Genomic DNA, 13,178 nt, shown 5'->3' with positions numbered 1-13,178 from the left:
CATGCCCATCAGCGTAGCCGCTCAGCCGAGAAACAGCTGATAGGCCGGGTTGTCGCTTTCGTCCCAGTACGGGTAACCGATTTCTTCCAGCGCTGCGGGCACCAGATGACGTTCGTCATGAGGCACTTGCAGCCCCGCGACCACCCGGCCATCTGCCGCGCCGTGGTTACGGTAGTGGAACATTGAGATGTTCCAGCGCCCGCCCAGTTTGTTGAGGAAGTTGAACAGCGCACCCGGACGTTCCGGGAATTCAAAGCGCAGCACCACTTCATCAACGACCTGGGCCGCGCGGCCACCGACCATGTGCCGGATGTGCAACTTGGCCAGTTCGTTGTCGGTCAGGTCGAGCACCGGGAAACCCTGCTCGCTCAGGCTGGCGATCAACGCGCTGCGCGGGTCGGTGTCCGGGTGCGTCTGCACGCCAACGAAGATGTGCGCTTCGCTGCCGGTGTTGTAGCGGTAGTTGAATTCGGTGATCTGGCGCTTGCCGATGGCTTCACAGAACGCCTTGAAGCTCCCCGGTTTCTCGGGAATGGTCACGGCGATGATGGCTTCGCGGCCCTCGCCCAATTCGGCGCGCTCGGCGACGTGGCGCAGGCGGTCGAAGTTGACGTTGGCGCCGGAGTCGATGGCCACGAACGTGTGCCCGGTGACGCCGCGCTGCTCGACGTACTTCTTGATCCCGGCCACGCCCAGGGCGCCGGCAGGTTCGGTGATCGAGCGGGTATCGTCGTAGATGTCCTTGATCGCCGCACAGATTTCATCGGTGCTGACGGTGATCACCTCATCGACATAGTCTTTGCAGATATCGAAGGTGTGCTGGCCGATCTGCGCCACGGCAACGCCATCGGCAAAGATGCCCACGGTCGGCAGAATCACTCGTTCGCCAGCAGCCATCGCCGCTTGCAGGCAGTTGGAGTCATCCGGCTCGACGCCGATGATCTTGATTTCCGGACGCAGGTATTTCACGTAAGCCGCGATGCCGGCGATCAAACCGCCGCCGCCCACCGGGACGAAAATCGCATCGAGACGGCCCGGGTGCTGGCGCAGAATCTCCATGGCCACCGTGCCCTGCCCGGCAATGGTGTGGGGATCGTCGTACGGGTGGATGTAGACGTAGCCTTTTTCGTCGACCAGTTTCAGCGAGTAGGCCAGGGCTTCCGGGAACGAATCGCCGTGCAGCACCACTTTGCCGCCACGGGAGCGCACGCCTTCGACCTTGATCTCGGGGGTGGTCTTGGGCATCACGATGGTGGCTTTCACGCCCAACACCTTGGCCGCCAGGGCCAGGCCCTGCGCATGGTTGCCCGCCGAAGCAGTGACCACGCCGCGCGCGCGCTCTTCATCGCTCAGTTGCGTCAGCTTGTTATAGGCGCCGCGAATCTTGAACGAGAACACCGGCTGCAAGTCTTCGCGCTTGAGCCAAATACTATTGCCCAGCCGCTCGGAGAGCTGGCGAGCAGTCTGCAATGGGGTTTCTACGGCAACGTCATAAACGCGCGAGGTGAGGATCTTCTTGACGTACTGTTCGAGCATCGGAAAGCATCACTGAGCGGGTTGGGCAGGGCCAAGGAGTCTAACCCGGCTTTTGGGCGGACGACCACACGAATACAGAGGTTTTAGACCGGCATGAAGTTATAATGCCGGCCTTTCCGTTTTCCCTTGCCCGCTTCGGAGCCCGCATGACCCAGGATCAACTCAAACAGGCAGTGGCCCAGGCCGCCGTCGACTTCATCCTCCCGAAACTCGACGACAAGAGCGTCGTCGGTGTCGGCACCGGCTCCACCGCCAACTGCTTCATCGATGCACTGGCCAAGCACAAGGGCGCGTTCGATGGCGCCGTCGCCAGCTCCGAAGCCACTGCTGCGCGCCTCAAGGGCCACGGGATTCCGGTGTATGAGCTGAACACCGTCAGCGACCTGGAGTTCTATGTCGACGGCGCCGACGAAAGCGACGAACACTTGAACCTGATCAAGGGCGGCGGCGCGGCCCTGACCCGCGAGAAGATCGTCGCAGCCGTGGCCAAGACCTTCATCTGCATCGCCGATGGCAGCAAACTGGTGCCGGTGCTCGGCGCGTTCCCGCTGCCGGTGGAAGTGATCCCGATGGCCCGCAGCCACGTGGCCCGCGAGCTGGTGAAACTGGGCGGCGACCCGGTTTACCGCGAAGGCGTGCTGACCGACAACGGCAACATCATCCTCGACGTGTTCAACATGCAGATCACCAACCCGGTGGAGCTGGAGACGCAGATCAATGCGATCGTCGGCGTGGTCACCAACGGTCTGTTCGCGGCGCGTCCGGCGGATTTGCTGCTGCTGGGCACCAGCGAAGGCGTGAAGACCCTCAAGGCCTGACACCCCGCCCTACCCTGTAGGAGCGAAGCTTGCTCGCGAAGAGGCCGTAACAGTCGACTGAGATGTTGAATGTTATGGCCTCTTCGCGAGCAAGCTTCGCTCCTACATTTGTTTTGGGGTGTTGGTCAGGGCTGTGGTGGTTTTTTGAAGGTGTAGAACAGGTTCGGTTCGCTGACCAGATACAGCGTGCCATCGTCATCCATCGCTATCCCTTCCGCCTGCGGCACGGTCTTTTTCAGCCCCTGACGGCCCTTGTTCAAGGACATTGTGCTCAGCGGTCGCCCATCCACATCCAGCTCGATGATCAATCGCGACTCATCCGACAGCGCCATCAAGTGGCCGCTGCGCTCGTCGTATTGCAGGCTCGACAGGTCGCGCACGAACATCCCGGCATCGCGCTTGGGGTTGTTGACCACGTGTACGGCGTAGGATTTCTCCGGGTTGTAATGCGGGAAGCCCTGCACTTCGTAGATCAGCATCGGGTCGCGTTCCTTGGCGACAAACAGGCGCTTGCCCACCGAGTCATACGCCAGGCCTTCGAAACCCTTGTTGCCGCTCATGTGCACGCCGAGGGTCATCTGCTCGGCGTCCGCGGCGTCGAGGAAGGTGGTGTCCTTCTCCAGGTGAATCTTGATCAGGCGCTGCTGGCGTTCGTCGGTGATGACATAGGTGTCAGCGCTGATGAACTCCACGGCCTCCGGGTCGCCAAAACCGATCAGCGCGATACGCCGCAGGATCCTGCCATCCAGGGACAGCTCGATCAGCTCGGCGTTTTTGTTGGTCACCGTGAACAGGCTGTGACGCACCGGATCGTAGGTCAGCGCCGAGACGTCATCGTCCAGCCCGTCGATCACTTGCGCCTCGATCTCGACCCGATACTGATCCAGGCCAATGGCCTCGGCATTCATCGGCTGCCATAGCGTGTGCAGGTTGAACCAGGCGCGCTCGAACAGGCGCAAGTACTGGCCGACCGCGACCAGCACGATCAGCGCAATCACTGACAGGATCAAAATCAGGGGTTTGGGGCGGGCAAGTCGACGCATTCAGGCAAGCTCGAAATCAGGGCGGGCGGATGAAATACCACGGCTGACTGAATCCAAGCTTAATGGCCTATGGCCGCGGTCCCGCAGGTTTACCTTAACCAGCGACCGCGCGCCACCCCGCATCTGTAGGCTATTTCTGTTTTTCGAAGCGATAAAACAGATTCGGCTCGCTGACCATGTATAGCGTGCCCGCCTCGTCCATGGTCACGCCTTCGGCGCGGGGGATGGTCTTCTTCAAACCGTTGAAGCCGCCCAGCAGGGTCATGAAGCTGACTTGCTCGCCCTTCTCGTCCAGTTCCAGCAGCAGGTGCGAGTCGGCGGACAACACCAACGTGTGACCGGTGCGCGGGTCAATGGCCAGGGCCGACAGGTTGCGGATATCCAGTTCGTTACTGGCGAGTTTCTGTTTATCGCCCGTGAGGGTCTGGCTGCCATCGCTTTTCCAGCTGAACAGCGCCGGCGGGCGCTCTTCGCCCAGTAACAGTTGCTGATTGCGCGAATCCCAGACAATGGCTTCGAACGCCTTGTTCTGGTCTTTCGACGGGCCGAGGTCGTATTTCGGGAAGTTGTCGCGGTGCAGTTCGCGCGTGTCGGCATCGACCTTGACGATCGACAGCATGTGTTCGCGCTCATCGGTAATGGCCAGCAACCCATTGCCCATCGTCGCCACGCCTTCCGGGTTGGTCCAACCCACCAGCGGCATCTTGCGCAGCACGTCGCCCTGCAGGGTCAGTTCGACCAGGAACGGGTTCTTGCCCATGACCGAGAACAGGGTTTTGGTCTGCGGGTCGTAGGACAGGTCCGATGCTTCGTCCTTTTCCATGCCCGGCAGCAGTTTGGCGTCGATCACCGCCCGGTAATCCGGCAACCAGATACTTTGCTGGCGCTCGGCCGGGCTTTCGAAACGCTCCATCACCCAAAGCGCGCCGCGGTCGTCCCAATGCATCGCAAACGCCAAGCCATAGCCCGCCACAACAGCCAGCAACAACCAGTAATACCAGCGCATGAGGAATCGTGGACGACGAGGAGTTTGCAGGGTCGGGAGCGGTGGTGTGGCCATCAGGGGATGCGTTCCAGAAATTCAGGCTAAGGGTAATAGCACAATCGGGCAGGCTCAGACGCCAGGAACCGCGGAATTATCCAGAAGGGATGTGAAAAAAACGGGAAATGGCGGGAAAGCCCTGCACCTGATCGTTCCCACGCTCTGCGTGGGAATGCATCCCGTGACGCTCCGCGTCACATTCGAAGCGGACGCGGAGCGTCCATGGCGGCATTCCCACGCGGAGCGTGGGAACGATCATTGGCTTAGCGAACGCTGCTGTTGAAGCGGCTGACACCCGGCAATTCCAGCACCAGCTCGTCACCGACATTCAACGGACCGACGCCCACTGGCGTACCGGTCAGGATCACGTCACCGGCCTGCAGCGAGAAGCAGCCGGCCATGTACTGGATCATCGGCACAATCGGGTTGAGCATGTCCTTGCTGTTGCCGTCCTGACGCACGTCGCCATTGATGGTCAGGCGGATGCCGATGTCGGTCAGGTCGGCAAAACTGCCGGCGGACACGAACGGGGCAAGCACGGCCGCGCCATCGAAGGACTTGGCGATTTCCCACGGCAGGCCCTTGGATTTCAGCTCGGCCTGTTTGTCGCGCAGGGTCAGGTCCAGGGCCGGGGCGAAGCCGGAGATGGCGTCGAGCACTTCTTCACGGCTCGGCTTGGTCGACAGCGGCTTGCCGATCAACACAGCGATTTCTGCTTCGTAGTGCACCGAGCCACGCTCGGTCGGAATGGCAAAACCGCCTTCCAGCGGTACCACGCAACTGCCCGGCTTGATGAACAGCAGTGGCTCGGTAGGCACCGGATTGTCCAGTTCCTTGGCGTGTTCGGCATAGTTACGGCCGATGCACACCACTTTCCCCAGCGGGAAGTGAATACGCGTACCGTCGACATACTGGTGCTGATAGCTCATTACCGACTCCTGCTCGTTGATTCAAACAGCGAAAATTTTGCCCGGGTTCATGATGCCGTTCGGGTCGAACACCGCTTTAACAGCTTTCATGTACTCGATCTCAACCGGGGAACGGCTGTAGGTCAAGTAGTCACGCTTGGTCATGCCCACGCCGTGCTCGGCGGAAATCGAACCGTTGTACTTCTCGACGGTTTCGAACACCCACTTGTTCACGGTCGCGCACTTGGCAAAGAACTCGTCCTTGCTCAGGTTTTCCGGCTTGAGGATGTTCAAGTGCAGATTGCCGTCACCGATGTGACCGAACCAGACGATTTCGAAATCCGGGTAGTGTTCGCCGACGATCGCGTCGATTTCCTTCAGGAACGCCGGGACTTTCGACACAGTGACCGAAATGTCGTTCTTGTACGGCGTCCAGTGGGAAATGGTCTCGGAGATGTATTCGCGCAGCTTCCACAGGTTCTGCAACTGGGTTTCGCTCTGGCTCATCACGCCGTCCAGCACCCAGCCCTGCTCGACGCAATGCTCGAAAGTTTCCAGGGCGTGGTTGGCCACTTCTTCGGTGGTCGCTTCGAATTCCAGCAGCGCATAGAACGGGCAATCGGTTTCAAATGGCGCCGGCACATCACCGCGACCCATGACCTTAGCCAGGGCTTTATCGGAGAAGAATTCGAAGGCAGTCAGATCGAGTTTGCTCTGGAACGCGTGCAGTACCGGCATGATCGAGTCGAAATCGGCGGTGCCGAGGACCATCGCGGTGAGGTTTTTCGGTGCGCGGTCCAGACGCATGGTCGCTTCGACCACGAAACCAAGGGTGCCTTCCGCGCCGATGAACAGCTGACGCAGGTCGTAGCCGGTAGCATTCTTGATCAGGTCGCGGTTCAGTTCCAGTACATCGCCCTTGCCGGTGACGACTTTCATGCCAGCCACCCAGTTGCGGGTCATGCCGTAGCGAATCACCTTGATCCCGCCAGCATTGGTGCCGATATTGCCGCCAATCTGGCTCGAACCGGCGGAAGCGAAGTCCACCGGGTAGTACAGGCCTTTTTCTTCAGCGACGTTCTGCAAATGCTCGGTAACCACGCCAGGCTGACAAACGGCGGTGCGGTCGGTGAGGTTCACGTCGAGGATCTGGTTCATATAGTCGAACGACACAACCACTTCGCCATTCGCGGCCACGGCAGCAGCGGAAAGTCCGGTGCGCCCGCCGGACGGCACCAGCGCCACTTTGTGCTCATTGGCCCAGCGCACAATGGCCTGGACCTGCTCGGTGGTCTTGGGAAACACGATGGCCGTCGGGGCCGGGGCGAAATGCTTGGTCCAATCCTTGCCATAAGCATTGAGGGAGTCGGCATCGGTCAGGACCTTGCCAGGCTCAACCAGGGTCTTCAGCTCTTCAATCAGGGCAGGATTGGTCATCGACAGAACTCTCGAACAATTCATGGTCATCCTGAGAACGCTTCACGTCGCAGGAATGAGTGTTTAGCGGGGTGCGTATGCTAGCATACCGACCCCGCAGGGTAGTGCCCAACGGCTATTCTGCGGTGACGGCATTGTTGCCGTCCGGGTCAGCATCTGCTGGCTACTTCCTGCCATTTTTCTCCGGGATACAGGTTTACGCAGATGAGCAAGACTTCTCTCGATAAGAGCAAGATCAAGTTCCTTCTTCTCGAAGGCGTCCACCAATCGGCTGTCGACGTTCTCAAGTCGGCTGGCTACACCAGCATCGAGTACCTCACCGGTTCTCTGCCGGAAGCCCAGCTGAAGGAAAAGATCGCTGATGCGCATTTCATCGGCATTCGCTCCCGCACTCAACTGACCGAAGAAATCTTCGATCACGCGAAGAAGCTCGTGGCTGTAGGGTGTTTCTGCATCGGCACCAACCAGGTTGACCTGAACGCTGCCCGCGAACGCGGTATTGCGGTGTTCAACGCGCCGTACTCCAACACTCGCTCCGTGGCCGAGCTGGTGCTGGCCGAAGCGATCCTGTTGCTGCGCGGCATCCCTGAGAAGAACGCTTCCTGCCACCGTGGCGGCTGGATCAAGAGCGCGGCGAACTCCTTCGAGATCCGTGGCAAGAAGCTCGGCATCGTCGGTTACGGCTCGATCGGTACGCAACTGTCGGTCCTGGCGGAAGGCCTGGGCATGCAGGTGTTCTTCTACGACACCGTGACCAAGCTGCCGCTGGGCAACGCCACTCAGGTCGGCAAACTGACCGACCTGCTGGCCATGTCCGACATCGTCACCCTGCACGTTCCGGAAACCGCCGCCACTCAGTGGATGATCGGCGAGAAGGAAATCCGCGCCATCAAGAAGGGCGGCATCCTGATCAACGCCGCTCGCGGCACCGTGGTTGAGTTACAAGCCCTGGCAGACGCGATCAAGGACAAGCACCTGATCGGCGCGGCCATCGACGTGTTCCCGGTGGAGCCACGCTCCAACGACGAAGAGTTCGAGAGCCCGCTGCGTGGCCTGGACAACGTAATCCTGACCCCGCACATCGGTGGTTCCACCGCTGAAGCGCAAGCCAACATCGGTCTGGAAGTCGCGGAAAAACTGGTCAAGTACAGCGACAACGGTACGTCGGTATCGTCGGTGAACTTCCCGGAAGTGGCCCTGCCGGCTCACCCTGGCAAGCACCGTCTGCTGCACATCCACGAGAACATCCCGGGTGTGATGAGCGAGATCAACAAGGTCTTCGCCGAAAACGGCATCAACATTTCCGGTCAGTTCCTGCAGACCAACGAGAAAGTCGGCTACGTCGTGATCGACGTCGATGCCGATTACTCGGAAATCGCCCAAGAGAAGTTGCAGCACATCAACGGCACCATTCGTTGCCGCGTGTTGTTCTGATAACGACTTGAGCGACAAAAAAAGGAGCCCCTCGGGGCTCCTTTTTCATGTCCGTGAACAATTACTTCACGTTGACGGTGATCTTTTTCGACACGATTGGCGGATCGAAGGCCATATGACTCATATCGCCTAACTCCAACTGCAAGGTGTGCTTGCCAGGTGTCAGCGTCAGCTCGGTTTCGGTTTGCGCCTTGCCAAAATGAACGTGATTGGCATCTGCCGGGATGACTGCCCCTGCAGCCACAACATCCTTGGCATCGATCAGCAAATGGTGGTGGCCGGTGTTCTTGGTGGTATCGCCCGCGGGCGCCAGCGCAACATTCTCGACAGCGAATTTAACCTTGAAGGTTTGCGGGACAGTCCCACCATCTTCAGGAGAAACGATGGACACTTCGGCACCTTTAGGGGCCGGGGTAGCGGCGCTGGCCAGCACCGACACACCCATCAACAGGCCAGCCAATGCTGCTCGTGACATAAACGTTTTCATTCTCTTCTCCAGTTTTTCCGTAAAATCCGCGTGACCGTATCTAACTTCACGGCCATTCGTTGTCGAAGGCACTCGACAACCATAGCAAAGCGCGCCTGAATTAGAGCGTCGCGATAATGAATTCAAAGGAGTGACCATGCGTTTCTTGCCTGGCCTGATCTGCCTGCTACCCCTTTTGAGCCCTTTGGCTCATGCCGAACTGATTGACGATGTATTCGACCGCGGCGAATTGCGCATTGCCCTTGAGGCTAATACACCGCCGTTCAATTTCAAGGACGACGGCAAACTGACCGGGTTCGAAGTCGAGCTGGGTCAGCTGCTGGCCAATGAACTGGATGTGCGCGCCGACTTCGTCGTGACCGATGCCGCCGATCTGCTGCCAGGTGTTGAAACCGGCAAATACGACGTCGCCATCAACCACGTAGCAATGACCGCGGAACTGAAGGATCGTTTCGACTTCAGCGAGCCTTACAGCCACACCGATGCGCAATTGATCGCGCAGAAAGAAGAGCAACCGCAGTCGATGCTGCTGGTGCAGACGTTGAAGGAAGAGACGCCGAAGGCCAGCGAGCCGGTGAGCCTGGCGATTCCGTTCCAGAAAGGTAACCCGGCGTTCCACGCCAGCCTCGACAACGCGTTGCAGCGGATCAAGGCGGATGGTCGGCTGGAGGCGTTGACGCAGAAGTGGTTTGGGACGGATACGAGTGTCGAGGCCAAGCCCTGAGTTCAGGCTCGCCCCTTAAAGGATTGTCTAAGTCGTCAGTCTTGTGTGAGCAATGCGGCGGCTTCGGCCAATTCCAGTTCGCTGAACACTTGAACGCCATGGCGCTTGAGCAACGCCGCTGTCACCCCTTCGCCACTGACTTTCACGCCGCTGAAAGTCCCGTCATAGGTCAGTAAATTCCCGCAAGACGGACTGTTGGCCTTCAACACCGCAATCCGGATGCCGTGCTTTTGCACCAATTCCAGCGCCTGATAAGCCCCCGACAGAAACTCCGCGCTGACGTCTTCGCCTTCAGTGGTGATCACCGCCGCATGCCCATCCAGCACCTCACCACCCTGCCCGCCCGGAATCTCCGCCGCGGCGCGCGGTGTCGGCAACCCGCCAGCCACTTCCGGGCACAACGGCACCACCCGCCCCTCGGCGATCCATTGGTCCAACAGATCAAACGGCCCACTCGCCCCGCCGTCGTAACGTACGCGATGGCCCAGCAGGCAGCGACTTACCAGAATCTTTTGCATGATCAGAACGGCTCGTTACCGCGACGGCGAAACCAGCCGGTCAATGACAGGCGATCCCGGGTCGCGGGCAGGACTTCGTGGGGCACCTCGCCCGACAGGAACACCACCAGGCAGCCGCCGGTGGGCACCACATTGTGTTCGACGCCGCCCTCCAGGTACATGCGCAGTTCGCCGCCATGTTCCGGCAGCCAGGCGTCGTTGAGGTAGATCACCGCCGAGACCATGCGCCGGTCGTCATCGCGGAAACGGTCCACATGCTTGAGGTAGAACGCACCGGGCGGGTACAGGGCGAAGTGGCTTTCGAAATCTTCCAGTCCGAGGAACAGCCCGCGATTCATCGCTTCACGCAGGCTGTCCATCAGGCTCAGGTAGCTGTCGCAGGACTCGGTTTCACCGGGTTCGAGCCACTGGATGTGGTCGCCACGAATACCTTCGCGAATCTCAGATGTCGGCCCGCGGCCCACCGCCGCCGGGGCCAATTCACCCTCGGCCGCACGTTTACGGCACTCAGCCGCCAGTTCCCGGGTCAGACCCAGAGGCAGGAAAATATTCTGCTGCGACCAGCCCCGTTCGGCCAGGTCGTCGACGATACGTAACAGCAGCGGGTGATCAGAGGGTATTTGCATGGCGCGCATAGTATTCCTGTGCCTGCAAATCCGACAGAGCCGCGCGGCGGGCTGATACGAATTCTCGACAAGTTCCTGTACCGCACGGAGAATAGTCGCCTGCCGACAGGAGTCCCTATGCGCCGTTTGCTTTTTTCACTGTTGATGCTCTGTGTTTTGCCCGCCTGGGCAGACGGCCACGACCAGTTGTACAAGGTCGCCGGTTGGCCAGACCAACGTGCGCATTTTAACGACGCCCTTTCGGCCGCACAGCAGCGCTACCAGAACAGCTTGCCACCCGCGGTGTTTCAAGCCCTGGTGAACAACAGCAACCAGCGTTTCGCCCCCCAGGCCATGGACCAGCGCGCCGAAGCGCAACTGCGCAAGACCCTCGCCGACCCGAAACCGGCCCTGACCTTTTTCCAGACTCCGCTGGGCAAGAAAGTCGTCGCGGCCGAATTGCTGGCGACCCGGCGCGATCAATTGGCGAAGAACGCCAAGGGCTTGCCCAAGATTGAAGCCAGTGACACTCGCCTGCTGATCATCGGCCACCTGGCCCAGGCCCTGCCCGCCCGTGAGGCCGGCGCCGAAGTCACGTTGGCGATTGCCGGGGTTGCGGCCGACAGCTTGAGTTCGATGATCCCCGGTTTGCTCGGTGGCGGTCAGGCACCCGGGATGTTGAATGGTCAGCGCCAGCGCTTGATGGATCAGATTGGTGCCGACCTGAACAACACGTTGCTCTACGTGTATCGCGACTTGTCGGATAACGAACTGGAAGAGTTCGCCACGTTTGCCGAGTCGGATGAAGGCAAGGCGTATTACCAGGCAGCGTTGGCGGCGATTCGGGCGGGGTTGGCGGTGGGACAGTAAGATTTCGTCGCCCGGAAGGTCGCCTTCGCGGGCAAGCCTCGCTCCTACAGGGGGGTGCCGCCCTTGATCCGCTTCGTCAAAAACCCGAAATACTCCTCCCGCAACGCCGGCGTCTCATTCGCCAGATGATGCCGCGCCGCTGGCAGCATCAACACCTGCGGCCGATCAAACTTGGCCTTCAACACTTCAAGGTTGTGCTCCCAATCCACCGTCATGTCCGCTTGCCCCTGCACGATCAGTGGCCGCCGTGGACTGTTCGCCGACGCCTCGATGCGCTTTATCCAACGGCCCAACGCACCGACCCACGCGGTCGGCAAACGCAATGGTTGCAATGGATCGGCTTGCAGGAAGGGCAGGAACGCCGGGTCATTGGAGTTCTCGCTGAAGCGCCGGGCGATGCCGTTGACGAAGGGCTTGAGCAGGTAATAACTCAACTGCGACCAGCCCCAGGCCCGCGGCCGTACCAGTGGAGACAGCAATATCACCTGCCCCTGAGCCGGACTGTCCGCGCCCTGATTAAGCAAATGGTCGATCACAATCGCCCCGCCGGTGCTCTGTCCGAACAAATGCCACGGCTGCGGTAAATCCAGAGACCGCGCTTCGGTGAACAAGCCTTGCAGGGTGTCCTGGTATTCGGCGAAATCCTTGATGCTCGCGCGCTCGCCACTGGACAGACCATGTCCCGGCAAGTCACAGGCAATCACCGCGAACCCCTGATCCAGCGCCCATTCGATCACATGCCGATACAGCCCGGTGTGGTCGTAGAAACCGTGAAACAGGAACAACGTCGCCTTCGCCCGCTCCGGCCACCAGACCTGACTGACCACTTCGTAACCACCAACCTGAAACCGCCCCAGGCCACGGCGCAGCGTGCGCCCCGGCAAATCCAGCCCGTAGAACGCTTGATAGGCCTGGCCCTCCGTCGACAGCGGCTGCCAATCAGCCAATGGCCGCAGGCTGGCGCGCAAATGATCGGGATTGAAAGTGGCAGGCATGGTTATTCCAGAACGCGAAACAGACTTTATGGGCCTGCGATATTCATCTGTCGCGGCAAGCATGGCAAGCTGGGCGACCTTCGAGGATTGAAACCCATGCGTCCGGCCTACCGCACCACACTGCTTGCCAGCCTGCTCGCCCTCGTGTGCGCCGGCGTGTTGTGGGCCGCTTATGACTGGTTTCAGGGGCGTTACCTGCGGGCGTTCAGCGAACATACAGCGGTATTTTCCGGCGACCCGTTGCGCCTGCCCGACGACCTCGCCGGCCCCGGCGCCATCCGTCTCGTGCACTTCTGGGACCCGGCCTGCCCGTGCAACGTCGGCAATCAACAGCACCTCACCGAACTGGTCGAGCTGTATGTACCGCAGGGCGTCGAGTTCTACGCGGTACAAAAACCCGGCAGCCACGGTCAGTTGCCCAGCACCTTGAGCAGCCTGAAAACCATCACTGTGCTGCCCGGTTCCGAGCAGATCCCCGCCAGCCCGGCGGTGGCGATCTGGGACCGGGCCGGCAAGCTCGCCTATTTCGGCCCGTACAGCGAAGGCCTGACTTGTAATTCGAGCAACAGCTTTATCGAGCCGATCCTGCAAGCGCTGAACGAAGGCCGCGCGGTGAACGCGACCCACACACTGGCGGTGGGTTGCTACTGCCCGTGGCCGGTGCAAGTGCAGTAAGGCATTCCGGACTATTCGAGGACGGTGGTGCCCGGCACAGGAGGTCTGTGCTACATGTTTGCAGCCCACACGGGCGGCAACCTGAA

At 60.3% G+C, this 13,178-nt stretch carries 14 protein-coding genes; 5 read left to right on the top strand and 9 right to left on the bottom strand.

Annotation, left to right across the window (positions count from 1 at the left end; translation table 11 throughout):
• Positions 1–21 precede the first annotated feature (21 nt).
• Positions 22–1,536: a threonine ammonia-lyase, biosynthetic gene (gene ilvA, locus HKK52_RS22345; protein WP_169372615.1), complete on the bottom strand. Its 1,515-nt coding sequence runs from the start codon at positions 1,534–1,536 to the stop codon at positions 22–24.
• A 146-nt stretch (positions 1,537–1,682) separates the two neighbouring features.
• Here ilvA and rpiA point away from each other — a divergent pair, with 146 nt between their 5' ends.
• Positions 1,683–2,354, top strand: a complete 672-nt coding sequence (gene rpiA, locus HKK52_RS22340; protein WP_169372614.1) for a ribose-5-phosphate isomerase RpiA — start codon at positions 1,683–1,685, stop codon at positions 2,352–2,354.
• 125 nt (positions 2,355–2,479) lie between these two features.
• Here the strand turns inward: rpiA and HKK52_RS22335 are convergent, their stop codons facing one another.
• The 4 genes from HKK52_RS22335 to HKK52_RS22320 form a co-directional block, all read right to left on the bottom strand.
• The gene (locus HKK52_RS22335) at positions 2,480–3,397 is read right to left on the bottom strand and encodes an SdiA-regulated domain-containing protein (RefSeq protein ID WP_169372613.1); all 918 of its coding nucleotides are present in this window, start codon (positions 3,395–3,397) and stop codon (positions 2,480–2,482) included.
• 130 nt (positions 3,398–3,527) lie between these two features.
• A complete protein-coding gene (locus tag HKK52_RS22330; RefSeq protein WP_169372612.1) occupies positions 3,528–4,457 on the bottom strand; it encodes an SdiA-regulated domain-containing protein in 930 nt (309 codons plus the stop codon).
• Between the two features lie 245 nt (positions 4,458–4,702).
• Complete coding sequence (locus tag HKK52_RS22325) at positions 4,703–5,368, bottom strand: fumarylacetoacetate hydrolase family protein (RefSeq protein ID WP_169372611.1); 666 nt, start codon at positions 5,366–5,368, stop codon at positions 4,703–4,705.
• 21 nt (positions 5,369–5,389) lie between these two features.
• Positions 5,390–6,784, bottom strand: coding sequence for an FAD-binding oxidoreductase (locus HKK52_RS22320; RefSeq protein ID WP_169372610.1), 1,395 nt, complete (start codon positions 6,782–6,784; stop codon positions 5,390–5,392).
• Positions 6,785–6,988: 204 nt separating this feature from the next.
• Here HKK52_RS22320 and serA point away from each other — a divergent pair, with 204 nt between their 5' ends.
• Positions 6,989–8,218: a phosphoglycerate dehydrogenase gene (gene serA, locus HKK52_RS22315; RefSeq protein ID WP_123404055.1), complete on the top strand. Its 1,230-nt coding sequence runs from the start codon at positions 6,989–6,991 to the stop codon at positions 8,216–8,218.
• Between the two features lie 61 nt (positions 8,219–8,279).
• Here serA and HKK52_RS22310 read toward each other — a convergent pair whose 3' ends face one another.
• Entirely contained in the window at positions 8,280–8,705 is a 426-nt protein-coding gene (locus HKK52_RS22310) for a DUF4399 domain-containing protein (RefSeq protein ID WP_123404052.1), read from the bottom strand.
• Between the two features lie 136 nt (positions 8,706–8,841).
• On the opposite strand from HKK52_RS22310, the gene HKK52_RS22305 reads away from it, so the two are divergent.
• Positions 8,842–9,429, top strand: a complete 588-nt coding sequence (locus HKK52_RS22305; protein ID WP_169372609.1) for a transporter substrate-binding domain-containing protein — start codon at positions 8,842–8,844, stop codon at positions 9,427–9,429.
• 35 nt (positions 9,430–9,464) lie between these two features.
• Here the strand turns inward: HKK52_RS22305 and HKK52_RS22300 are convergent, their stop codons facing one another.
• Both HKK52_RS22300 and HKK52_RS22295 read right to left on the bottom strand, forming a co-directional pair.
• Complete coding sequence (locus tag HKK52_RS22300) at positions 9,465–9,947, bottom strand: DUF523 domain-containing protein (protein ID WP_169372608.1); 483 nt, start codon at positions 9,945–9,947, stop codon at positions 9,465–9,467.
• A 2-nt stretch (positions 9,948–9,949) separates the two neighbouring features.
• Positions 9,950–10,582: a 2OG-Fe(II) oxygenase gene (locus HKK52_RS22295; protein WP_169372607.1), complete on the bottom strand. Its 633-nt coding sequence runs from the start codon at positions 10,580–10,582 to the stop codon at positions 9,950–9,952.
• Between the two features lie 108 nt (positions 10,583–10,690).
• On the opposite strand from HKK52_RS22295, the gene HKK52_RS22290 reads away from it, so the two are divergent.
• Positions 10,691–11,422, top strand: coding sequence for a DUF2059 domain-containing protein (locus HKK52_RS22290; RefSeq protein WP_169372606.1), 732 nt, complete (start codon positions 10,691–10,693; stop codon positions 11,420–11,422).
• A gap of 44 nt (positions 11,423–11,466) precedes the next feature.
• Here the strand turns inward: HKK52_RS22290 and HKK52_RS22285 are convergent, their stop codons facing one another.
• Positions 11,467–12,417, bottom strand: a complete 951-nt coding sequence (locus HKK52_RS22285; protein ID WP_169372605.1) for an alpha/beta hydrolase — start codon at positions 12,415–12,417, stop codon at positions 11,467–11,469.
• 96 nt (positions 12,418–12,513) lie between these two features.
• Between HKK52_RS22285 and HKK52_RS22280 the strand changes: the two genes are divergently transcribed.
• The gene (locus HKK52_RS22280) at positions 12,514–13,092 is read left to right on the top strand and encodes a DUF6436 domain-containing protein (RefSeq protein ID WP_169372604.1); all 579 of its coding nucleotides are present in this window, start codon (positions 12,514–12,516) and stop codon (positions 13,090–13,092) included.
• Positions 13,093–13,178 lie beyond the last annotated feature (86 nt).

Origin of the sequence: Pseudomonas sp. ADAK2, assembly GCF_012935755.1 — a bacterium.
Taxonomy (GTDB): Bacteria; Pseudomonadota; Gammaproteobacteria; order Pseudomonadales; family Pseudomonadaceae; genus Aquipseudomonas.
The sequence above is the reverse complement of the archived record's forward strand: the minus strand, read 5'-3'. Positions and strand labels throughout refer to the sequence as shown.